Origin of the sequence: Corynebacterium sp. c25Ua_89 (assembly GCF_047459735.1) — a bacterium.
Taxonomy (GTDB): domain Bacteria; phylum Actinomycetota; class Actinomycetes; order Mycobacteriales; family Mycobacteriaceae; genus Corynebacterium; species Corynebacterium simulans.
The window spans coordinates 80,301-100,776 of record NZ_JASBOD010000007.1; the positions used below are offsets into that span (position 1 = coordinate 80,301).

Genomic DNA, 20,476 nt, shown 5'->3' on the forward strand with positions numbered 1-20,476 from the left:
ATGACAGTTAAAGACAAGGCTGCACAGAATAATCCTTTGCTTACCATCCGTGACTTGAACGTCTCCTACACCACGGCCGCGGGCGAAGTCCCAGCCGTGCAGGGCGTTAGCCTGGAAGTCCACCCAGGGGAGATCACCGCCATCGTGGGTGAGTCCGGCTCCGGCAAGTCCACCTCTGCCATGGCCGCCATCGGCCTACTCGCGCCCAACGCGCAGGTCGACGCCGGAACGATCGCCTTCAAGGGCACCAACGTCACCGATTACACCAATGCGCAGTGGCGCAAGCTGCGCGGGCGCGCAATCGGGCTCATCCCGCAGGATCCCAACAACTCGCTGAATCCGCTCAAGACCATTGGTGCATCCATCGAGGAAGGCATGGCCATCCACGGCATCGGCAGCGCCGCCAGCCGCAAGCAGCGCGCGATTAAGCTGCTGGAGAAAGTGGGCATCGACGAACCTGCGCGCCGCTATGGCCAGTACCCGCACGAGCTCTCCGGCGGCATGAAGCAGCGCGTGCTCATCGCGGCAGCGGTGGCGCTGGAGCCAGAACTCATCATTGCCGACGAGCCGACTTCGGCACTCGACGTTACAGTGCAGAAGGTCATCTTGGACCTGCTTGATGAAATGCGCCAGGAGACCGGCGTGGGCATCTTGTTCATCACCCACGATCTCGCCGTGGCAGGTGACCGTGCGAACCGCATCGTCGTCATGGAAAAGGGCCAAGTTCGCGAGTCCGGGCAGGCCGCGCGCGTGCTCACCGACCCGCAGCATGCCTACTCACGCCGCCTGCTTGCCGACGCCCCGTCGCTTTCTGTAGCCGAGGCCCCGCACTCTTCGCGCGTGGCGCGGCCTGCCAGCAAGGAACCTGTTGCTGAAACCGTGCTCAAGGTCCGCGGCCTCACCCAGCACTACGGCGACTTCGTGGCTTTGGATGGCGTGAGTTTCGACGTGGCGAAAGGAACCACCCACGCGCTGGTGGGCGAGTCTGGCTCCGGAAAAACCACCACGGGACGCTCCATTTCTTTGTTCAATTCGCCGACTTCGGGCTCTATCGAACTGCTGGATGCAGCTGGTAGTACCACCGAGCTGACCAAGCTGAAGGTCAAGGCCCTGCGCGAGGCGCGTAAGTCCGTCCAGCTCGTCTACCAGAACCCGTATTCCTCCCTGGACCCACGCCAGAGCATCGGTGACGCCATCGCTGAGCCGCTGCGCAACCTCGCGGGCGCTAGCAAGTCCAAGGCTAAGGCCCGCGCGCAGGAGTTCCTGGAGCTCGTCGCGCTCGACCCACAGCACTATGACCGCCGCCCGCGCGAGCTTTCCGGCGGCCAGCGCCAGCGCGTGGCCATTGCCCGCGCCATGATCGTGGAACCGGAGTTGGTGGTGCTTGACGAGGCAGTCTCCGCCCTCGACGTGACCGTCCAGGCGCAGATCCTGCGCCTGCTGGCGGAGCTGCAAAATGAACTGCAGTTGAGCTACGTCTTCATCTCCCACGACCTCGCCGTGGTCAACCAGATCTCTGATACGGTCTCGGTGCTCTCCCAAGGCAAGCAGGTAGAGTCGGGCCGGACCGCCGAGGTATTTGCGAACCCGCGCTCCGAGTTCACGCGCACGCTAATCGACGCCATCCCCGGCCAGCGTTATCGCGCCGGGGATTTGAACCTAGGGCTGTAAGCACCGCCGCTCATACGCGGCGGGTAAAGGCCTTAAAAACCTTAAGAGCCTAAAAACCTTAAAACAAGGAAAGGAAGTTTCATGGCAGACATCATCAACCAACTAGCCGGGGCAAGCCCGGAGCTAGTGCAGCTGCGCGCACGCCGGCCCGATGCTTTGGCGAATGCACAGCTTTCATTCCAGGCCCTGCTGGAGCCAGAGGAGCCCGGCACCTTTAGCTATGCGCAGCGCTATGCCGTGGCGGCTTTCTTGAGCGGCATTTACCAGGCCAAAAGCGCCGGCGAGTTCTACGGGGACCTGCTGGCTGATGAGGCCACGGAGACACTGCAGGGCGCCGTCCAGGCCGCCATTGAGCACGGCACTACTTCTGGTCCTTATGCCGCACCGGCCGATATTTCGGGCGAGGGCGCGGGCTTTATCACCTTCGGTGAGATTGTCGGCCTAGACGAGCGCTTGGCCGCGGCCTTCGATTTTGCACATCTTTTGGCATTCCACCCTAAGGATGCTTCCGCGGAGGCCATCGGCCACCTGCAGGCTGCCGGTTGGTCTGAGGATGACATCGTGAGCCTGTCCCAGCTCATCGCATTCCTTTCCTTCCAGCTGCGCGTCATCCACGGGCTGAAGGTCTTGGGCGGCGATGAATCCACCGCCCCCGAGACCACCCGTATTGAGGGCGCTTCCGACCCAGGCTGGCAGCTGCACGAGCACACGCTTAGCCCAGAGACCCACGCTCCGCAGGGCTTTGTTGCCCACTCGCTGGGCTGGAAGCCGTGGTTTACATCGTTGGCCAAGGAGGACTTCACCCAAGAGCAGATCGATGCACTCATTCGCCCGGAGCGCATCGACTCCGAGTACTTCCGCCTGTTGGCCCGCGATGCTGCGGCGCTGAAGGCCCGTACGCTCACGGACTTGGATATCTTCTACAACACCGACGGCGGCTTGGGCCGTGCCGAGCGCGAGCTGGCCGCCACCGTGGTTTCCCGATTCAACGGCTGCGAGTTCTGCGCCTCGGTGCACCAGCAGCGTTCTAAGGATGAGGGCGGCGATGCCGCGGCCATCGATAGGCTGCTTTTCGAAGGCCTCGACGCCGATTTGGGAAGCGATGCATGGGGCGTGATTCGCGACGCCGCGCGTGAGCTGACGCGTTCGCCCTTTAGCTTCAACTCCGGATGCGTGGCCAAGCTGCGCAGCGTGGGCTTCGATGACCTGGCAATCATCGACCTCATCAACTCCGCGTCCTTCTTCAACTGGGCCAACCGCCTCATGCTTACCCTCGGCGCGCCGGATGTGCCGAAGCGCTATCGCTAGAATCGGGAAACCTAAATAAGCGCAAACATAGTTAGGAAGGCGAGTAAATCATGGCAAATACCAAGATCGCAGTAGTAACCGGCGCTACCGGCGGCATGGGCCGCGAGATAATCGAGGACCTCGCGCGCGACCATCACGTCTATGCGTTGGGCCGCCGCGCCGAGGAGCTGCCGGAAGCCGCGAATATCACCCCGGTAGCGCTCGACTTGCTGGAGCTTCTTGACCCCGAAACCGCGCTGCCAGAGCCGCTGCAGGCCCTCGACCGCGTCGACGTTCTGGTACACGCGGCAGCTCGCGCCGATAAGCACTCCATCGAGTCCGCACGCCCGCAGGACTGGCAGGCACAGATGGACTTAAACGTCCACGTTCCCGCTGAACTAAGCCGCCGCCTGCTGCCGCAGTTGCGCGCGGCTGATGGGGAAGGCCTCGTGGTCTTCATTAACTCTGGTGCCGGTATCCACAGCTACGGCGACAATGTCATCTATGCCGCGACCAAGCATGCGCTTTACGCGCTTGCCGACGGCCTGCGCCTTTCCGAGCTCGGTATCCGCGTTTCCACCGTGGCTCCAGGCCCTACCGATACCCCAATGCTGCAGGGACTGCAGGACTACGACCCAGCGCACGTCATCGCGCCCGTCGAGGTGGCCAATGCCATCCGCGCTGCGGTGGATGCAGGCTCTACCACCCAGCTCACCGAGATCCGCGTGCGCCCGCGCGTGGAGCTTGCGCAACGCAAGAACCTTAAAAAATAGTTGCAAGAACTAGCTAGAAAACTGGTTTAAAACCGAAGCAAATTTGTAGTTAACGCTCGGGCGGGGGATGTGCGCCACGGTGGTGCCTTTCCTCGCCCTAATTCACATCTGCTCGAGATGCGAAAGCTCGGCTGCGCTGTAGACTTCTGAAATTGTGACTACTTCAAGCCGCCGCCGCCCTGCCTATTTGGTGATCGCGGATTCGCTGCGCTGCAAGATCGAAACCCAGCAACTCAAGCCAGGCGAGCGTTTCCCCACTGAACGCGAACTGGTCCAGGAATACAACGTTGCCCGCATGACCGTGCGCCACGCGTTGGATATCTTGCAGATCGAGGGCTTAATTGATCGCAAACGCGGCCGCACCGGTGGCACCTTTGTACGCGCCGTCCCGCCCACGCTTAGCTTGACTAGTCATGAAGGAATTTTGCTGCAGCTGCGGGATCGTGGATTCCTAACGCGCGTTGAAGTAGTAGCGCTGCACAAGGCAGAAGTGCTCTCCCATATGGCCGCGCCCCTCGGGGTAGAGGAGGGCACGCTCGTGTGGGAACTTAAGGGGGTGCACTACGTTGACAATGTCCCGATTAGCGTCTCGAAGTACACCATCCCTGTGCAGTTGGTTCCGGACCTTGATGAGCGTGATCTCCGCCAGCCTTTGCTGGAGACCTTAGAAAGCTGTGGTCTAAAAATGGCGCACAAGCGCGATCGCATCGTCGCCGCTACCGCCCGAGCAGAGGAGCAAAAACTGCTCGGCGTGGGCCGGTCGCACCCATTGCTGCGCTTTAGCCGCGTCATCAAGCAGTCCGATGGCGCCGTTATAGCGATAAGCGAGGAATCTTTGCGCTCCGATATCGCCAACGTGGAGGTCATCGTCGGCGAGGACCCATCACCCGGACAGGTCCCTCACCTCGACTAATTAGCGTGCCTCTTATGCTTCTTGCGCATCTACCGCACGATTGCGCAGCGCACGAGCCATACGGTCGCGCTGCTCGGTAACCGCACGGCGCAGGCCGCCGGCTAGGTCGCGCTGCAGGAAGGCATCAGCCTCATCCAGGCTCTGCTGCGAGATAGCCCAGGATGGGAACAGACCAGTCACGGAGGTCAGTCCGATCTCGGTGGACTGGGAAGCCCAAATCTTTTCTGCCACATCGAAGAACTCGGAAGTCGGCAACAGCTCTTCAGCGCCCGGGTAGGTAAGGCCCTCTAGCTTCGAAGTCAGCTCGCGGTTGGTCAGCTTGCCCTCGACAATCTCTTCCCACACCGCGCGCTTGTTCTCCGCGGTGTTGACCGCGGCGCGCGCACGCACTGCGGCTTGGTGGCCGGTCGCGGAGTTATCGCGCGCCAGCTGCGCATCGATGGCAGCCGGGACATCGTCAAGCGCGCCGTCGGCAGCCAGCGCTGCGATTGCGTACCAACGCAGGCCCTCGTCATCGGAGGAATCCAGAACATCTTGCAGGAAGGCGCGGGTGCCTTCGGTCAGGCGAATCTTGGCCAGCGCCTGCGCGAAGACGATGGAACGCTCTGGATCTTCGTCCTGCGTGCCGGCGAGCAAGGCGTCGGCAAGCAGCGTCGACTCCTTGGCCCACGCTGGGTCCGCGTAGTTGGATTGCGCCGAAGCCGCCTGCTGCACAATGCGCTCGAGTACCGCCAGCTCGGTCTCTGCCGCCGCGCCACGCGCTACGAGCGCCACGAAGTCGCGGGCGCGCATGGTGCCGCCGCGGGTCATCTCCCATGCTGCGGACCAGCACAGAGTACGCGCCATTGGGTCGGCGAACTTGTCGATGTTTTCGACCATGAATTCCAGCGACTTGGAATCCAGCTCGATGAGCGCGTAAGTCAGATCATCGTCGTTTGGCAGCAGGAAGTCGATGTCTTGTTCCTTGCGGCCTACAAGCTGCGGAATATCGGTGTACTCGCCGTCGATATCCATCTCGATGCGATCGGTGCGAACGGCCTCGCCATCTACCAAGTTGTAGATGCCCACGCCTGCGCGGTGGGTGCGCAGCGTCTCGCCACGCTGGACCAGCTGTGCGGTGGTGATGACCCCGGCGTCGTCAGTGTCTAGCTCAATTGCAAACGTGTTGATGCCGGTGGTCTTGAGCCACTGCTGCGCCCAGAAGCTTAAGTTGCGGCCACTGGACTCGGCGAGTGAGGCGAGTAGATCGTCGAAGGTGGCATTGGAGAAAGCATGCGCCTTGAAATGGCGGCGCACGCCGGCAAAGAAGTTTTCGCGGCCCACATAGGCCTGTAGCTGCTTGAGCACGGAAGCGCCCTTAGCGTAGGTGATGCCGTCGAAGTTTTGCTCCACGGTCTCGATGTCGGAGGCATCGGTGGAAATCGGGTGCGTGGTGGGCAGCTGATCCTGCTGATAAGCCCAGGATTTCTCCACGTTGGCGAAGGTGACCCATGCGGTGTCGTACTGGGTTTCCTCAGCCTGGGAGATGGCGGCGGACCAGGTGGCGAAGGACTCGTTGAGCCACAGGTCATCCCACCATTCCATGGTGACCAAGTCACCAAACCACATGTGCGCCAGCTCGTGGAGGATGGTGTCAGCGCGGCGCTCGTACTTGTAGTGGGTGGCCTTGGAGCTAAAGACGTACTCGTCGCGGATGGTCACGCAGCCGGCGTTCTCCATGGCGCCGGCGTTGAACTCCGGCACGAAGATCTGGTCATACTTGCCAAAGGGATAAGCAAAGCCGAAGTTACGGTGGTAAAAGTCGAAGCCCTGCTTGGTTTCGGTAAGGATGCGCTCTGCGTCAAGGTGCTCTGCTAGGGAGGTGCGGCAATAGACCCCCAGCGGGACGGAAACCTTCTCAGCGGCATTGCCTTCTGGGTGCTCAGTCAGTTCGCCGTTCCAGGTATCGGTGACCTCGAAGTAGGGGCCGGCGCACAGGGCAACCAGGTAGGTAGAAAGTGGGTAATCAATCTCCGTGGACCAAGTCTGGGCACCAGCCTTGCCCTCGATTGGCGCGACGGTGGTGGGGCCATTGGTGATGATTGTCCAGTCTGCCGGGGCGTCGAAAGCCAGCGAATAAGTGGCCTTCATGTTTGGCTGGTCGAAGCAAGCGAAGACGCGCTTGGCATCGGCAGTTTCAAACTGGGTGTAGAGGTAAACCTTGCCGTCTGCTGGATCGACGAAGCGGTGCAGGCCCTCACCGGTGTGGGAATAAGGAATCTTGGCTACAACCTTGAGCTCATAATCTGCTACCTGCAGCCCGGACAGCGGGATTCCGTACTCGGCCTCATAAGCCTTGGTGGGCAGGGGAGCGCCGTTCAAGCGAACCTCTAGCAGTTCCTCGCCGCGCAGATCGATGAACGTGGAGCCAGCCTGCTTGGCGCGAAAGGTTACGGTAGTCGTGGAGATGAAATGCGTTTCGGAATTAACCTTGGAACCAACAAGGTCTAGGTGGACGTCGTAGTGGGAAACGTCGATCATCTGTGAGCGGCGCGTGGCCTCTTCGCGAGTGAGATTAATCGAGGTCATAGGCTAATTACTCCTCCTTGTAACAATTGAGTTTCTGCATCCACCCTAGTCGTGCCCGTAGGGTGGGAAGGGCCAGTTAGCAATGAATTTGTATAAAAGGAGTCCACATGGCTGAGTCTGTGAAGTTTTGGTTCGATTGCAGCTGCCCGTTTGCTTGGGCCACCTCCCGTTGGCTCAAGGAAGTAGAAAAGGTCCGCGATATCGAGGTCACCTTCGTGCCGATGTCGCTTTCCGTGCTTAACGACGGCCGCGATTTGGACCCGGATTACATGGAAATGATGAAGGCAAACTGGGGCCCGGCCCGCGTCGCCACGAAGATCGCCGTCGCGGCCCCTGAAAAGGTCGATGCTTATTACACTGCGATGGGCAATCTCATCCACGGCCAGGAGCAGGGCGGCAAGAAGGGCTTCGGTGCTTATGATGAAATCATTGCGCAGGCGCTGGAAGAGGTCGGCTTGCCGGCAGATTACGCCGAGGTGGCAAACACAGAGGACGTTGACGATAAGCTGCGCGAGTTCCACAATGCCGCCATCAACGAGGTCGGCGATGAAGTAGGAACTCCAGTGGTCAAGCTCGGCGATACCGCATTCTTTGGCCCGGTAATTACCCGCGTGCCAGAAGGTGAGGAAGCCGGCGAAATCTTTGATGCTTCCGTCCGCCTTGCGCAGTACCCATACTTTTTTGAACTAAAGCGCACCCGCACCGAAATGCCGCAGGTGAGCCAGAAGTAACTTGGGTTAGCACCCCGAGCTTAATGCTTGACGCGGGTGTTTGCCCATGCCGCGAAAGCAAATACTGCTGAAAATGCCGTGACGAACGGGATGAAAAAGCTCAGCAGGGCCAAAGCTCCGGCGCCAATCAGCAGGCGCCGGGGCTTTTTGTCTTGGGTGGAAAGCGCGATGGCCCAGGTAACCACGGTGAGAATGACTGGTGCGGCGCGCAGGATGATGACCGTTGCCAAGGAGGCCATATCAGGCGACATGGTCGGTTCTGCATTTTGTTCTTGGAACAGGAAGGTCCACAGCACCTCGACCAAGACCAACACCATGAAGGCAACTCCGACGGCGAAATATCGCTTCCCGCCGCGGGATGTGGAGCCGAACTTGAGGCTATCCGAGGAGAGGAAAAGAATCGTGAGCAGCGTTGAAATTGGTGCGATAAGGCCCGCGATATTGATGTTAGGAAGCGACATCTGTGCGCTGTATTCCTCCCAGTAGCACCACACCCAGGTGGCCCAGGAGGCCGCGCCGAGGAGTGCGCAAAGGCCTACTCGCAGGTCTCGTGTTGGCCGGAAATAATAGAAAAGGCCCAGGATGATGTGCGCGAGCGTGACGCAAGCAGTGCTGACGACGGGTCCGACGAAAGGCGGCAGGAAGAGCGGAAAGATTGGCAGCAACAGCAGGCTGGCCACAAAGAGGCCGAGGCACAGCCGTGCACCAAAACGTTCGTCCATTTCCAGTCTCCTTTCTAAGACGTTGCGAGCCATGCTGTGAGGGATTCAGCGTTAATGCAGGGGATGAATACGGGGAACGCCGATCATAGCAACGCCAGATTGGGCAAAGCTGTAGGATTTGGGGCATGCGCGTTTATTTAGGAGCAGACCACGCAGGGTTCGAGATGAAGAACGTCATCGTTGAACACCTGAAGAAGCAGGGCCACGACGTCATCGATTGTGGCGCACACGTTTACGACGCTGAGGATGATTACCCAGCTTTTTGCATTGAGGCGGCACTGCGTACCGTTAACGATCCCGGTTCCTTGGGTATCGTGCTCGGTGGTTCCGGCAACGGTGAGCAGATTGCAGCCAACAAGGTAAAGGGCGCGCGTTGCGCACTGGCCTGGTCCCCAGAAACCGCCCGCTTGGCTCGCGAGCACAACAACGCTCAGCTGATCGGCATCGGCGGCCGCATGCACTCTGAAGAAGAAGCGCTGGCCATCGTGGATGCCTTCCTCGAGCAGGAGTGGTCCGCAGCTGATCGCCACCAGCGCCGCATCGACATCCTGGCTGAGTACGAGCGCACTGAGATTCCGCCGGAGCTGCCTGAGGCTTAGTTCCTTCAAGGTTCCTTTAAGGTGCCTTCAAATACTAAAACTGCTAAAAGCGCCTTCACTTCTTTTCGCCCACCCGCTGGATGTGGGGCCAACGAGAAATGAAGGCGCTTTTTAGATGCCTAGCTAAGCAGACTCGCGCTGTCTAGTTCTCGCGCTGCTTAGCTAGCGTTGAACTCGTTTGGGTGCGGGCCGCCGCGGCCTTCCTCACCAAGATCCAGATCCGTGATGGCAGCCATCTCATCCTCGGTTAGCTCAAAGCCAAAGACGTCGAAGTTTTCCGCAATACGCTCTGGGTTCGCGGACTTCGGGAACAAGATGACGTCATTTTGCAGGTGCCAGCGGATGATGACCTGCGCAGGGGAGACCCCATATTTCTTGGCAGGCTCGGTAACCTCATCAATCTCGAAAAGGTCTGTCTGGCCTTGGCCGAGTGGGCCCCACGCCTCAATCTTGACGCCGTGTGCACGGAAAGCGTCCAATTCGCGCCAGCGCTGTAGGTACGGGTGCAGCTCAACCTGGTTGACCACCGGGGTAACAGAGGTGTGGGTTTCCAGCTGCTCTAAGTGCTCGAGCTCGAAGTTGGAAACGCCAATGGATTTGACCTTGCCGGACTTTTGCAGCTCAATCATCTGCTTCCACGCCTCTACGTAGTTGCCGTTTTCTGGGCATGGCCAGTGGATGAGATAAAGGTCGACGTAGGCGAGGCCTAGCTTCTTCAGAGACTCATCGAGGGCCTCTGCGGCGTTGGTCTGGCTGTCATTCCACAGCTTGGTGGTAATAAATAGCTCCTCGCGCGGAATATCGGAGTTAGCGATGGCGCGGCCTACGCCCTCCTCGTTGCCATAAACGGCAGCGGTATCGATGTGGCGATAGCCCACGCGCAGGGCTTCAGCGACGAGCTCTTCGGTCTTTTCTGGATCGACCTTGAAGACGCCGAAGCCAAGCTGTGGGATTTCGTTACCGTCGTGGAGTTTCATCATTGGTGCAGACATGGCTCCCAGACTACGTTGCGAGTGAACAACTTAGAAGAAGCCAAGCTCAGCGGCGCAAAATAGGAACGAAAATTTACGTATTAATTGTGTTGCTAGCGCTGTCGAAGCTGGACGCTGGGTGGGGCAAGGCCTAGAAATCGAAATCGAAGTCAAAGAGACCGTCGTCGCCATCGCCGCCGTCGAAGAGGCCGTCGAAGAATCCGCCGCCATCTTCGCCGTCACCGCCCGTGTCTCCGGCGATGTCACCACCGCCTAACTCACCACCGCCATGGTCGCCGCCCCAGTCGCCGCTTTCAGCAGCTGCTGCCGAGTAGCCGATGCCGGACATGCCGCTGAACATGGCGTTGAACATCATGGAGTAACCCATCATCCATACGCCGGTGCTCAGTGCGTCGGCCCACCATGGGCGGGAGTACCAACCCGCTGGAACCGGGCGGCCTGCAACCACGCCGCCGGGGTAGTAGTTCGGCGTCTCGCTGGATGCATATGGTGAAGCAGTAATCGTCTGGCCGTCTGCCTCAACTGTGCGCTTTTCAGTGACCTTGCCAGCCTGGCGCTGGCCCTCCAACGGTGGGAGCTCTGGACCTGCATCCATGCCCATGATTTCGCGCGCTGCGTTGACATAGTGCATGCCCTCTAGCGCGGATTCGCGCGCCAGATTCGCCTGCTTGACGGTGTTGGCGCGGGAAATCGCGGCATTGGCTGCGGTGAAACGCTCGGAAGCATCTGCCATGGCTTGTGTGGAAGCAGCGTCGGTGCCGGAAACCTGCATGACCTGACCACCCAGGCGCTCAGTCCAGCGGCGGGCATCTGCCAATGCGTCCTCGAAGCGCTGCGCTTCAAGCTCTTCGCGCCTTTTCTTCTGTCCGCGCGAAGCAAAGTAGGCGGCGCCGCCGCCGACGGCAATAAGCAGGATAATTGGTGTCAAGAAAACTCACTTCCAAATCTTGATGGGCAACACACGTTGAACGCCTTCCAAGCCTAGTTAGTTCCCCACGTTGACGGGCCCGGTTTTATTTTCTGCCGGCAAGTGCGCTAAAGTGGTTCGCACGTCAAACATCGCTAGATGTCGGACTGTGGGAATGTCGTATAGTGGCTAATACCTCAGCCTTCCAAGCTGAAGACGCGGGTTCGATTCCCGTCATTCCCTCCAATTTTTAAATCTCGAGTCAATGTTTCAAGGTTTCATGCAAATGTTGGCTCGAGATTTGTCGTTTTCCACCTTGCGGCCAAATCCAGGGAAAAGCCCATAAAGCGTGCTTGTTTGGCCGAAACCCCAAATGGTGAGGTGACAAACCTAAATGGTGAGGTCTAAAAGGTGAGGCCAGTAGACTCCAGTCACAGCCGTTATCACCAGGCGCAGAATTGACGGCGTGACCTCACCATCTAGGAATGGGCAACCTCACCATCTGGTTTAGGGGCAAGGCCCACGTCCCACAGTGCGATGTTGTGGGGCTTCGCTGAACGGGCTGCGGAGACGTTGCCGATGCAGTGGAATGGCGCCGCAAAACAAGCGCTAAAACTCGCGCTTTAAGGCGTTACTTTGCATAATTGACCGTTGTGACAGGGAGGAAATTAATAGCTTTTAACCTGCGGAAATGCTCTTAAGTGGGGGTCGGTGTTAGGTCATTTGGAGATATGCCGCTACACTATTTCGAGTATGCAACGCACCCACGGCGAAAAGCATGACATGTTTTAGAAGATCGTGGAGGCCTACATACGGGGCGTGGCGCAGTTTGGTAGCGCACCTGCTTTGGGAGCAGGGGGTCGCAGGTTCAAATCCTGTCGCCCCGACGTATGGGGGTCTGGGAATACCCTTAAAAGTATTTCCAGACCCCTTATTTACATTCTGAACCAATTTATGCCAGGAGAGTTTCTCGTGAAGACCACCGTAGACAAGCTGAGCGATACCCGCGTCAAGCTCACCGTCAACGTTCCGTTTGCTGAGCTGGACAAGGAAATCGATCAGGCCTATGCGGCGATCGCACAACAGGTTTCTATCCCAGGTTTCCGTAAGGGTAAGGCTCCGCGCCAGCTTATCGACGCCCGCTTTGGTCGCGGCCCGATTCTCGAGCAGGTTGTCAACGACATGCTGCCGACCCGTTACGAGCAGGCAGTTCAGGAAAACGAGCTGAAGGTTATCGGCCAGCCAGAGGTTGACATCGCGAAGATCGAGGACAACGACTTCGTCGAGTTCACCGCTGAGGTTGACATCCGCCCGGAGATCGAGGTTCCGGACTTCTCCAAGCTGTCTGTTACCGTTCCGGCTCTGGAGGCTAAGGAAGAGGACGTCGACAAGGCTCTCGAGGACCTGGCAGCACGCTTTGGTGAGCTCAAGGACACCAAGCGCAAGATGAAGACCGGCGACTTCGCCATCATCGACATCGTTACCGAGATCGACGGCGAGAAGCTGGAAGAGGCATCCTACGAAGGCATGTCCTACCAGATTGGTGATGACGACCTCATCAAGGGCCTTGACACCGCACTGCGCGGCATGAAGACCGACGAGGACAACGAGTTCACCTCCACCATCCAGTCCGGTGACCACGCTGGTGAGGAAGCAACCATCAAGGTTCACGTTCAGCAGACCAAGGAGCGCAAGCTTCCGGAACTGGACGATGAGTTCGCACAGATGGCTTCCGAGTTCGACACCATGGACGAGCTGCGCGAGTCCACCAAGACCCGTGTTGAGGAGTCCAAGAAGGCTGAGCAGGCTGCGAACATCCGCGACGAGGTTCTGAAGGCTGCTCTCGACGGCGTTAAGTTCGAGCTGCCGACTTCCGTCGTTGACGAGCAGGTTCATGCACAGCTGCACCAGATCCTGGGCCAGCTGGCTCACGACGAGAAGGCATTCGCACAGCTGCTTGAGGCGCAGGGCACCACCCGCGAGGAGTTCGATAAGGAAGCTCGCGAGTCCGCTGAAGAGTCTGTCCGTACCCAGCTGTTCCTGGATGCCGTTGCTGAGGAAGAGCAGCCTGAGGTCTCCCAGCAGGAGCTGACCGACCACATCCTGTTCACCGCTCAGTCCTACGGCATGGACCCGAACCAGTTCATTCAGCAGCTGCAGTCCAATGGCCAGATTGCAAACCTCTTCTCTGATGTTCGCCGTGGCAAGGCTCTCGCAGCCGCTATCTGCCGCGTTGACGTCAAGGACGAGGACGGCAACAAGGTTGACGTCGACCAGTACTTCGGCGAGGTCGAAGAAGAGGGCGCTGAAGATGCTACCGAGGAGAAGTAGGTTTCTTTCGTAGCGAGCGGTTTCTAGCGCACTAGCAAACCCCGGATTCATGAATGAGTCCGGGGTTTGCGTGATCGTGAACGCCCTCTAGAGATGTGCGTGGGTCCTAGCTGGTTAAGGCATTGTCCACCAGAGCCAGGAAGCGCATGACGTAGTCCTTTACAAATTCTGCGGTGTGTTCATTAAGGCGGCCCGAGTCTTCGAAAAGGGTGGGTGATTGGCCGAGGAATACCTCGGGCTGCCCAGGAAAAGGCATATCAAAGTAAGACAGGGCCAATCGGAGGTTCTTTTGTGAGCTATACCCACCCATGCGCCCTACAGAGTGGCTGATGATTCCTGCGGGAAGGTTCTTCCAAGCCACATCTGAGTTGGGTTTAGAACCGATGTCCACCGCGTTTTTGAGGCATGCGGGGATTGTGCGGTTGTTTTCGGGCGTAATGAAAAGGACTCCGCTAGAGTTCTTGATGGTGTCGCGGAAGGTGGTGTACTCGGCCGGAGTTGGCTTGTCCGTGACCGCGGGATCATCGTAGTCGAAGTCATAAAGGGGCAAGTTGCGGATTTCGAGGATGTTTGCCTCGTAGTCTTTCGGGATCATTGTGAGTACTTCGTGCGCAATCTTGCGCGCAATTGATCCGCGACGCAGGCTACCTACGATAACGGTGATGCGTGGGGTGGAAGTCATGCTGAACCTTCTTTCTTCATTGGGGCTGGATTAAGGGAGAAAAGGCTTGCAACCGAAAGCTGGGGGCGGGCCGGCACTGTGGGCGGCAGCGAGAAATCCCTCTATTTTGTCATCTTCTTCATTGCGGAAATACAGTTCAATGAGGCCCAAAAGCCCTCCCAGGACGGCCTCGCGTGCGGCCGAGGTTTGTAGCAGCCGCAATGCCGCAGGTTGGTTTCCTTCACGAATAGCCTCAAACAATGCAATGGTTTCAAGCCAGCTTCCTTGGTCTGGTCGTGGGAAGGGTTTAGAAATCCCAGTCATCATCACTCGTTTCTTCAGCGGTACCAATGACATAGGAGGAGCCTGAACCAGAGAAGAAGTCATGGTTCTCGTCTGCTCCAGGAGCTAGGGCGGCGAGAATTTCTGGGTTAACTTCCGTTTCCTCAGGTGGGAAGTAATCTGGGTAGCCCAAGTTCATCAGGGCCTTATTTGCGTTATAGCGAACGAAGACGGCCACATCGTCCATGAGTCCTAATGGTTCATATAGTTCGCCGGAGTATTCCAGCTCTAGGGAATAGAGCTCCTCGAGCAAAGAGATGGTGAAATTCTTCATCTCTTTTTGCCTTTGAGGAGAAGAAGATTCTAGGCCACGCTGGTATTTATATCCCGAGTAGTAGCCGTGTACTGCCTTGTCACGCAGAATGAGGCGAATCATGTCTGCCGTATTGGTCAGGGTGGCGTGGACAGAAAAGTGTAAGGGGAGATAGAAACCCGCGTATAGAAGGAGCGAAGAAAGAAGCGTCGATGATACCTTGCGCTTGAGCGGATCCGGCCCGAAATAGTGCGTGAGGACTTTCTTGGCACGTGCTTGGAGAAGGTCATTATTCACCGCCCAGCGGTAGGCTTCGTCGATTTCCTTTGTGCTGCTTAGCGTAGAAAACACTGAAGAATAAGAACGGGCGTGAACTGATTGCATGAAGGCAATGTTGGTGTAAACGGCCTGCTCATGCTCGGTGCGGGCGTCTTGAATTTGGCAGATTTCTCCCACGGTAGCCTGCACGGTATCTAAAGTGGTCAGACCTGTGAACACCCGCATGGTGAGGTTACGCTCTGAGGGCGTCATCTTCTGCCAGGCTGAGAGATCATTAGAAAGCGGCACTTTCTCCGGCAGCCAGAAATTGGCGGTGAGCCGGTTCCATACTTCAAGATCCTTTTCGTCACTCACACGGTTCCAATTGATGGGGCGGATGCGGGCTGAGGGATCATGTCGGAAGCTCGGAGGCGTAACAGAGATGCTAGTTAACGCAGCAGCGTTCGATGCTGAAGTCATTACTTTTTCCTTTCGGGTGAATTGGTGGTGCAAAAGATGGGAGGGCAGCGCTCCTATAAAGCGCAGGAGACGCAGCCTTCGACCTCAGTGCCTTGGAGCGCGGATTGGCGTAAACGGATGTAGTACAAGGTCTTGATGCCGGCCTTCCAGGCATAGATTTGCGCCCTGTTGATATCCCTAGTGGTGCTGTCGGCAGTAAAGAACAAGGTCAGAGAAAGGCCTTGGTCCACGTGCTGCGTGGCCATGGCGTAGGTATCAATGATTTTCTCGTATCCCACGGTGAAAGAGTCCTCGAAATACTCCACATTGTCGTTGGTCATTTCCGGTGCGGGGAAGTACACGCGCCCCAAGCGGCCTTCCTTGCGAATTTCGATCTTGGAGGCAATCGGGTGGATGGATGCAGTCGAATCATTGATGTAGGCAATTGATCCAGTGGGTGGAACTGCCTGTAGATAGGCGTTATATATTCCGTCTCGGGCCACCTGATTCTTTAATTTCAGCCAGTCCTCGCGTGTAGGAATCCGCACGCCTGCTTCATGGAAAAGCTGCTCTACTCGCTTGGTGGCAGGTACCCATTCCTGTTTGAGATACTTGTCGAAGAATGCGCCGGAGGCATAAGCAGAGTCTTCAAAACCCTGGAATCGCTGACCTTTCTCTACCGCTAACGCATGGGATGTGCGCAGCGCATGATAGGTCACAGTCAGGAAATAGAAGTTGGTAAAGTCCAAAGCCTCGGCGCAGCCATAGGGAATCCGTTTGGAAGCAAGGAAACCATGGAGATTCATCTGCCCCAAACCAATCGCGTGCATGGATTTATTGCCTTTAGCAATGGAAGGAACTGCTTCGATATCGGTAAGATCTGAGACTTGGGTGAGCGCGCGCACTGCGGTTTCTACAGTTGCTCCAAAATCCGGTGATGCAAAGGCCTTAGCGATGTTGAGCGAACCCAGATTGCATGAAATGTCTTGGCCGATGGTGGTGTAGTTGCCAGATGGGCCAAGAGTGGATGGCGTGTTGACTTGAAGGATCTCGCTACACAGGTTGGACATATTGATACGTCCTTTGAGGGGATTAGAGCGATTGACCGTATCTTCGAAGAGGATATAGGGGTATCCAGATTCAAATTGAAGCTCAGCAAGCGTAGTGAAAAACTCCCTGGCCTTGATGGTGGTGTGCGAAATTCGCGGATTGGTCACCAGCTCGTCGTAATGCTCGGTGATAGACATGTCGGACATGGGCACGCCGTATTCGCGAGCAATGTCATATGGACTAAACAGATGCATGTCCTTGTTCTCTTTGGCCAGGCGAAACGTTATATCCGGAATAACGACACCCAGTGAAAGGGTCTTGATGCGAACTTTTTCATCTGCATTTTCCCGTTTGGTATCGAGGAAGCGAAGAATATCTGGGTGATGCGCATGCAGGTAGACAGCCCCAGCGCCCTGGCGGGCTCCCAGTTGGTTGGCATAGCTGAAACTATCCTCCAGAATCTTCATAACTGGGACTACGCCGGATGCTTGGTTCTCAATCTTTTTGATCGGGGCTCCGGATTCGCGCAGATTGCTTAGCAATAGGGCCACGCCACCGCCGCGTTTTGATAGTTGTAGCGCGGAGTTCACACTGCGGCCAATGCTTTCCAAGTTGTCTTCTATTCGCAGGAGGAAGCAAGACACCATTTCACCGCGCTGAGCCTTGCCTGCGTTGAGAAAAGTAGGGGTGGCGGGCTGGAATCGTCCGGACATGATGTCGTCCACCAGTTTCTCTGCAAGAACTTTGTCGCCTTGTGCCAGGTAAAGAGCTGTGGTGGTGACGCGTTCTTCGTAGCCTTCAAGGAGTGTTGAGCCGTCAAAGGTTTTTAGCGCGTAGGAAGTAAAGAACTTAAATGCGCCGAGGAATGTGCGGAACCGATGCTGGGCGCGATGTGCTCTGTCATATATGGCGCACAGGAACTCGTCCTCGTAAAGTTCGAGGAAACCCCGCTCGTAGTATTCATTATCTACTAACCATTCCAGGCGTTCCGTGGTGGAGCTAAATGTGCGCATGCGGGGAGCAACATGGTGGGCTAAATAATCCTGTGCTGCCTCAATATCTTTGTCGAACTGAATTCTCCCGGAAGAATCGAATAAGTTCAGCTGTGCGTTGAGCGCATGGTAACTTTTGCGCTTACCAACGCCGCCTTCGTCGTTAGCACCGGTGGTGATGCGATGGGCTGCGTCAACAGGCTGCGTGGGTGTGGTCTGCGGAGGGGTCATTGTGTATTCCAATCTGTGTGGTCCGGACGTGTTCTTCATTTTTTGACGTGTTCTTGCTGTTCCCAAAACTTGTGAAGACCTTGTTTTACGATGTCAATATCTTTTTGGGTGCCGAGTAGCTCGAAGTGATACAGCTCAGGCACGTGGCACTTGGCGGAAATGATTTGGCCGGCTACGCAGTAGGCGTTTCCGAAATTGGTGTTTCCTGAGGAAATGACGCCGCGGATAAAGGATCGATTGATTGGGTCGTTAAGGAAAGTGATGACCTGTTTAGGAACCGCGCGTTTGAGAGAGCCGCCTCCGTAGGTAGGGACGACGAGTACATACGGGTGTGAAACCTGGATCATTCCGTTTTTCTTGGGCCGTAGTGGAATTCGCACTGCGGGTCTGCCTAGGCGTTCAACAAATCTTTTTGTGTTTTCAGAAACGCTCGAAAAGTACACCAAATCTGGTGAGTCTGACATAGCAATCCTGCTCATCCTGGCCTGAGCCATTCGTGGGATATGTGATATACGAAAGCGTAACTACGTGTGAGCGTAGTTGCAAACTACGTTGCAACGTATATTTTAAAAGGGCAGGTAATGTTAGGTTTAGGTGGAGGGGGGATGGCTTTTATGGGGTATGAGGAGCTACAAAAACTGCGTCGGTAGCTGGGCGTCCGAGCAGTACCCACGGAGCGCTACCAAATACTCGCACTTCGAGTGATTCTGAAAAGGGGGCTCCTTCGCGCGTGTCTAGAACGGCACCCGTGACGATGCCGTGTTCTTTCAGGAAAGCTAGTAGTTGTGGGTCGGAATCGGAGATTCGTTCAACGATCACCTGAGTTTGTGCTCCGCTGTCAGAGAGCCGGTGTGCACGAGGAATCGTGATGTTCCCATCAACTGTGGGAATAGGATCGCCGTGTGGATCCCTACTGGGAAAATTGAGGAACTTGTCCACGCGCTCTATCAGCATGTCCGACACTGCGTGTTCGAGGTTTTCTGCTTCGTCATGGACTTCGTCCCATGTATAGTCCAATGCCTGTACCAAGAAAGATTCAAGCAATCGGTGACGGCGCACCATGTCCAATGCATACTGTCTACCCCGATCGGTGAGCTCCACTGCTCCGTAAGGTGTGTGTGATACCAACCCTTGCTTGGTCATTTTGCGCACTGCATCGGAGACTGAGGAGAGTTTGAGCCCTAAATGTGCTGAAATAAGCGTGGCGGTTACGGGCTCAGATGACCATTCCTTTAGCCCCCAGATGGCTTTCAAATAATTCTGTGTGCTAGTGGAAAGCTCGGAAACAGACATGGGGAAATCTTAACCCAGCACCTTAGTGTGTGCTGACGTAGCGCTCCCAACGCTCATAGCGAACAGAGGCCAAATTTGAGAAGAATGTCGGTAAGGTGGGGCCAGTTAAAAATTCTTCAATTGAAGGAGCATCATTAATGTCTGAGAAGATTTCAATGAACTCATCCACTACTGGTATGAGCCTGGGTGATAGCGTCTATGAGCGCCTCTTGCGCGAGCGCATTATCTTCCTGGGAACCCAGGTGGATGATGAGATTGCGAACAAGCTGTGCGCCCAGATTCTCCTGCTGTCCGCAGAGGATCCCACGCGCGATATTTCGCTTTATATCAATTCGCCGGGTGGCTCCGTTACCGCGGGCATGGCCATCTACGACACGATGAAGTACTCGCCGTGCGATATTGCTACCTATGGCATGGGTCTGGCAGCTTCCATGGGCCAGTTCTTGCTCTCCGGCGGCACCAAGGGCAAGCGCTACGCTCTGCCACACGCTCGCATCATGATGCACCAGCCTTCCGCTGGCGTGGGTGGCACCGCTGCTGACATCGCCATCCAGGCTGAGCAGTTTGCTCAGACCAAACGCGAAATGGCGCAGCTGATCGCTGAGCACACCGGCCAGAGCTTTGAGCAAATCACTAAGGATTCTGACCGTGACCGTTGGTTCACCGCACAGCAGGCCAAGGAATACGGCATCGTTGACCACGTCATCGAGTCCGTAAACGGCCCGATCAATAACTAGGGAATAAGGAGAATTATCACTATGTCTAACCTTCAAATGCCTAATTCCCGCTACGTTCTGCCGGAGTTTGTCGAGCAGAACGCACAAGGCTCTAAGACCACCAACCCGTACTCCAAGCTCTTCGAAGAGCGCATCATCTTCCTAGGAACCCAGGTTGATGACACCTCGGCGAATGACATCATGGCGCAGCTGCTGGTCCTCGAGTCCCAGGATCCAGATCGCGACATCACCATGTACATCAACTCCCCGGGTGGCTCCTTTACCGCGCTGATGGCCATCTACGACACCATGCGCTACGTCCGCCCAGACGTGCAGACCGTCTGCCTGGGTCAGGCTGCATCTGCTGCAGCCGTCCTGCTGGCTGCCGGTGCACCGGGCAAGCGTGCGGCACTGCCGAACTCCCGCGTGCTGATTCACCAGCCACGCACCCAGGGCACCCAGGGCCAGGTTTCTGACCTAGAGATCGAGGCTAACGAGATCGAGCGCATGCGCCGCCTCATGGAGAACACCTTGGCTGAGCACACCGGCCGTACTGCGGAGCAGGTTCGCATCGATACCGATCGTGACAAGATCCTGACCGCCCAGGAAGCCGTTGAGTACGGCATCATCGATACCGTCTTTGATTACCGCAAGCTCAACGCCTAAAACGCAGTCGTTAAGCTAAAGCCCTTGCACCGTATTTGTGGTGCAAGGGCTTTGGTTTTAG

The 20,476-nt window shown here is 56.9% G+C and carries 19 protein-coding genes and 2 tRNA genes; 11 read left to right on the forward strand and 10 right to left on the reverse strand.

Features of this window, described 5'->3' with window-relative positions:
* The 4 genes from QKB66_RS10670 (at position 1) to QKB66_RS10685 (ending at position 4,644) form a co-directional block, all read left to right on the forward strand.
* Positions 1-1,671, forward strand: coding sequence for a dipeptide ABC transporter ATP-binding protein (locus tag QKB66_RS10670; RefSeq protein ID WP_414253266.1), 1,671 nt, complete (start codon positions 1-3; stop codon positions 1,669-1,671).
* An 81-nt stretch (positions 1,672-1,752) separates the two neighbouring features.
* Positions 1,753-2,979 (forward strand): alkylhydroperoxidase domain protein, encoded by a 1,227-nt coding sequence (locus QKB66_RS10675; protein WP_414253267.1) that lies wholly within the window; start codon positions 1,753-1,755, stop codon positions 2,977-2,979.
* A gap of 50 nt (positions 2,980-3,029) precedes the next feature.
* Entirely contained in the window at positions 3,030-3,731 is a 702-nt protein-coding gene (locus QKB66_RS10680) for an SDR family oxidoreductase (protein WP_239239640.1), read from the forward strand.
* A gap of 154 nt (positions 3,732-3,885) precedes the next feature.
* A complete protein-coding gene (locus tag QKB66_RS10685) occupies positions 3,886-4,644 on the forward strand; it encodes a GntR family transcriptional regulator (protein WP_239239637.1) in 759 nt (252 codons plus the stop codon).
* A gap of 12 nt (positions 4,645-4,656) precedes the next feature.
* On the opposite strand, the gene pepN is transcribed toward QKB66_RS10685, so the two are convergent.
* Positions 4,657-7,212, reverse strand: coding sequence for an aminopeptidase N (gene pepN / locus QKB66_RS10690; RefSeq protein ID WP_414253268.1), 2,556 nt, complete (start codon positions 7,210-7,212; stop codon positions 4,657-4,659).
* A 107-nt stretch (positions 7,213-7,319) separates the two neighbouring features.
* Between pepN and QKB66_RS10695 the strand changes: the two genes are divergently transcribed.
* Complete coding sequence (locus tag QKB66_RS10695) at positions 7,320-7,943, forward strand: DsbA family protein (protein ID WP_414253269.1); 624 nt, start codon at positions 7,320-7,322, stop codon at positions 7,941-7,943.
* A 20-nt stretch (positions 7,944-7,963) separates the two neighbouring features.
* On the opposite strand, the gene QKB66_RS10700 is transcribed toward QKB66_RS10695, so the two are convergent.
* Entirely contained in the window at positions 7,964-8,665 is a 702-nt protein-coding gene (locus QKB66_RS10700; protein ID WP_414253270.1) for a hypothetical protein, read from the reverse strand.
* Positions 8,666-8,790: 125 nt separating this feature from the next.
* Between QKB66_RS10700 and QKB66_RS10705 the strand changes: the two genes are divergently transcribed.
* Complete coding sequence (locus QKB66_RS10705) at positions 8,791-9,264, forward strand: ribose-5-phosphate isomerase (protein WP_061924185.1); 474 nt, start codon at positions 8,791-8,793, stop codon at positions 9,262-9,264.
* 158 nt (positions 9,265-9,422) lie between these two features.
* On the opposite strand, the gene QKB66_RS10710 is transcribed toward QKB66_RS10705, so the two are convergent.
* Positions 9,423-10,256, reverse strand: a complete 834-nt coding sequence (locus QKB66_RS10710; RefSeq protein ID WP_414253271.1) for an aldo/keto reductase — start codon at positions 10,254-10,256, stop codon at positions 9,423-9,425.
* Positions 10,257-10,386: 130 nt separating this feature from the next.
* Positions 10,387-11,184, reverse strand: coding sequence for a DUF1542 domain-containing protein (locus QKB66_RS10715; RefSeq protein ID WP_414253272.1), 798 nt, complete (start codon positions 11,182-11,184; stop codon positions 10,387-10,389).
* Between the two features lie 150 nt (positions 11,185-11,334).
* Between QKB66_RS10715 and QKB66_RS10720 the strand changes: the two genes are divergently transcribed.
* The 3 genes from QKB66_RS10720 (at position 11,335) to tig (ending at position 13,494) form a co-directional block, all read left to right on the forward strand.
* Positions 11,335-11,409 (forward strand) — tRNA-Gly (locus tag QKB66_RS10720).
* A 567-nt stretch (positions 11,410-11,976) separates the two neighbouring features.
* Positions 11,977-12,050, forward strand: a tRNA-Pro gene (locus QKB66_RS10725).
* Between the two features lie 85 nt (positions 12,051-12,135).
* The gene (tig, locus tag QKB66_RS10730; RefSeq protein ID WP_070455893.1) at positions 12,136-13,494 is read left to right on the forward strand and encodes a trigger factor; all 1,359 of its coding nucleotides are present in this window, start codon (positions 12,136-12,138) and stop codon (positions 13,492-13,494) included.
* 106 nt (positions 13,495-13,600) lie between these two features.
* Here the strand turns inward: tig and QKB66_RS10735 are convergent, their stop codons facing one another.
* From QKB66_RS10735 to QKB66_RS10760, 6 genes are all read right to left on the reverse strand, one after another.
* Positions 13,601-14,176 (reverse strand): NADPH-dependent FMN reductase, encoded by a 576-nt coding sequence (locus tag QKB66_RS10735; protein WP_061924173.1) that lies wholly within the window; start codon positions 14,174-14,176, stop codon positions 13,601-13,603.
* A gap of 30 nt (positions 14,177-14,206) precedes the next feature.
* Entirely contained in the window at positions 14,207-14,512 is a 306-nt protein-coding gene (locus QKB66_RS10740; RefSeq protein ID WP_141761282.1) for a hypothetical protein, read from the reverse strand.
* Positions 14,463-15,488 carry a class 1b ribonucleoside-diphosphate reductase subunit beta gene (nrdF, locus tag QKB66_RS10745; RefSeq protein WP_082787678.1) on the reverse strand — a complete coding sequence of 342 codons (1,026 nt, stop codon included), beginning with the start codon at positions 15,486-15,488 and terminating at the stop codon, positions 14,463-14,465. Before nrdF ends, QKB66_RS10740 begins: the two co-directional genes overlap by 50 nt.
* Before the next feature lie 53 nt (positions 15,489-15,541).
* Positions 15,542-17,740, reverse strand: a complete 2,199-nt coding sequence (nrdE, locus tag QKB66_RS10750) for a class 1b ribonucleoside-diphosphate reductase subunit alpha (protein ID WP_061924170.1) — start codon at positions 17,738-17,740, stop codon at positions 15,542-15,544.
* Positions 17,741-17,775: 35 nt separating this feature from the next.
* Positions 17,776-18,204 (reverse strand): class Ib ribonucleoside-diphosphate reductase assembly flavoprotein NrdI, encoded by a 429-nt coding sequence (gene nrdI / locus QKB66_RS10755; RefSeq protein ID WP_239239504.1) that lies wholly within the window; start codon positions 18,202-18,204, stop codon positions 17,776-17,778.
* 148 nt (positions 18,205-18,352) lie between these two features.
* Positions 18,353-19,033, reverse strand: coding sequence for a metal-dependent transcriptional regulator (locus QKB66_RS10760; protein WP_070732394.1), 681 nt, complete (start codon positions 19,031-19,033; stop codon positions 18,353-18,355).
* A 137-nt stretch (positions 19,034-19,170) separates the two neighbouring features.
* Between QKB66_RS10760 and QKB66_RS10765 the strand changes: the two genes are divergently transcribed.
* Positions 19,171-19,770 carry an ATP-dependent Clp protease proteolytic subunit gene (locus tag QKB66_RS10765; RefSeq protein WP_070455896.1) on the forward strand — a complete coding sequence of 200 codons (600 nt, stop codon included), beginning with the start codon at positions 19,171-19,173 and terminating at the stop codon, positions 19,768-19,770.
* A gap of 21 nt (positions 19,771-19,791) precedes the next feature.
* Positions 19,792-20,415 carry an ATP-dependent Clp protease proteolytic subunit gene (locus tag QKB66_RS10770; RefSeq protein WP_070455897.1) on the forward strand — a complete coding sequence of 208 codons (624 nt, stop codon included), beginning with the start codon at positions 19,792-19,794 and terminating at the stop codon, positions 20,413-20,415.
* Positions 20,416-20,476: the final 61 nt, after the last annotated feature.

What these genes read in the sequence shown, in the direction of transcription:
- QKB66_RS10760 (WP_070732394.1), bottom strand. Translation starts at nt 19,033, where the DNA reads ATGTCTGTTTCCGAGCTTTCCACTAGCACACAGAATTATTTGAAAGCC.
- QKB66_RS10735 (WP_061924173.1), bottom strand. Translation starts at nt 14,176, where the DNA reads ATGACTTCCACCCCACGCATCACCGTTATCGTAGGTAGCCTGCGTCGC.
- QKB66_RS10695 (WP_414253269.1), top strand. Translation starts at nt 7,320, where the DNA reads ATGGCTGAGTCTGTGAAGTTTTGGTTCGATTGCAGCTGCCCGTTTGCT.
- QKB66_RS10710 (WP_414253271.1), bottom strand. Translation starts at nt 10,256, where the DNA reads ATGTCTGCACCAATGATGAAACTCCACGACGGTAACGAAATCCCACAG.
- pepN (WP_414253268.1), bottom strand. Translation starts at nt 7,212, where the DNA reads ATGACCTCGATTAATCTCACTCGCGAAGAGGCCACGCGCCGCTCACAG.
- QKB66_RS10675 (WP_414253267.1), top strand. Translation starts at nt 1,753, where the DNA reads ATGGCAGACATCATCAACCAACTAGCCGGGGCAAGCCCGGAGCTAGTG.
- nrdE (WP_061924170.1), bottom strand. Translation starts at nt 17,740, where the DNA reads ATGACCCCTCCGCAGACCACACCCACGCAGCCTGTTGACGCAGCCCAT.
- QKB66_RS10680 (WP_239239640.1), top strand. Translation starts at nt 3,030, where the DNA reads ATGGCAAATACCAAGATCGCAGTAGTAACCGGCGCTACCGGCGGCATG.
- nrdF (WP_082787678.1), bottom strand. Translation starts at nt 15,488, where the DNA reads ATGACTTCAGCATCGAACGCTGCTGCGTTAACTAGCATCTCTGTTACG.
- QKB66_RS10670 (WP_414253266.1), top strand. Translation starts at nt 1, where the DNA reads ATGACAGTTAAAGACAAGGCTGCACAGAATAATCCTTTGCTTACCATC.
- QKB66_RS10740 (WP_141761282.1), bottom strand. Translation starts at nt 14,512, where the DNA reads ATGTCATTGGTACCGCTGAAGAAACGAGTGATGATGACTGGGATTTCT.
- QKB66_RS10705 (WP_061924185.1), top strand. Translation starts at nt 8,791, where the DNA reads ATGCGCGTTTATTTAGGAGCAGACCACGCAGGGTTCGAGATGAAGAAC.
- QKB66_RS10700 (WP_414253270.1), bottom strand. Translation starts at nt 8,665, where the DNA reads ATGGACGAACGTTTTGGTGCACGGCTGTGCCTCGGCCTCTTTGTGGCC.
- QKB66_RS10770 (WP_070455897.1), top strand. Translation starts at nt 19,792, where the DNA reads ATGTCTAACCTTCAAATGCCTAATTCCCGCTACGTTCTGCCGGAGTTT.
- nrdI (WP_239239504.1), bottom strand. Translation starts at nt 18,204, where the DNA reads ATGTCAGACTCACCAGATTTGGTGTACTTTTCGAGCGTTTCTGAAAAC.
- QKB66_RS10765 (WP_070455896.1), top strand. Translation starts at nt 19,171, where the DNA reads ATGTCTGAGAAGATTTCAATGAACTCATCCACTACTGGTATGAGCCTG.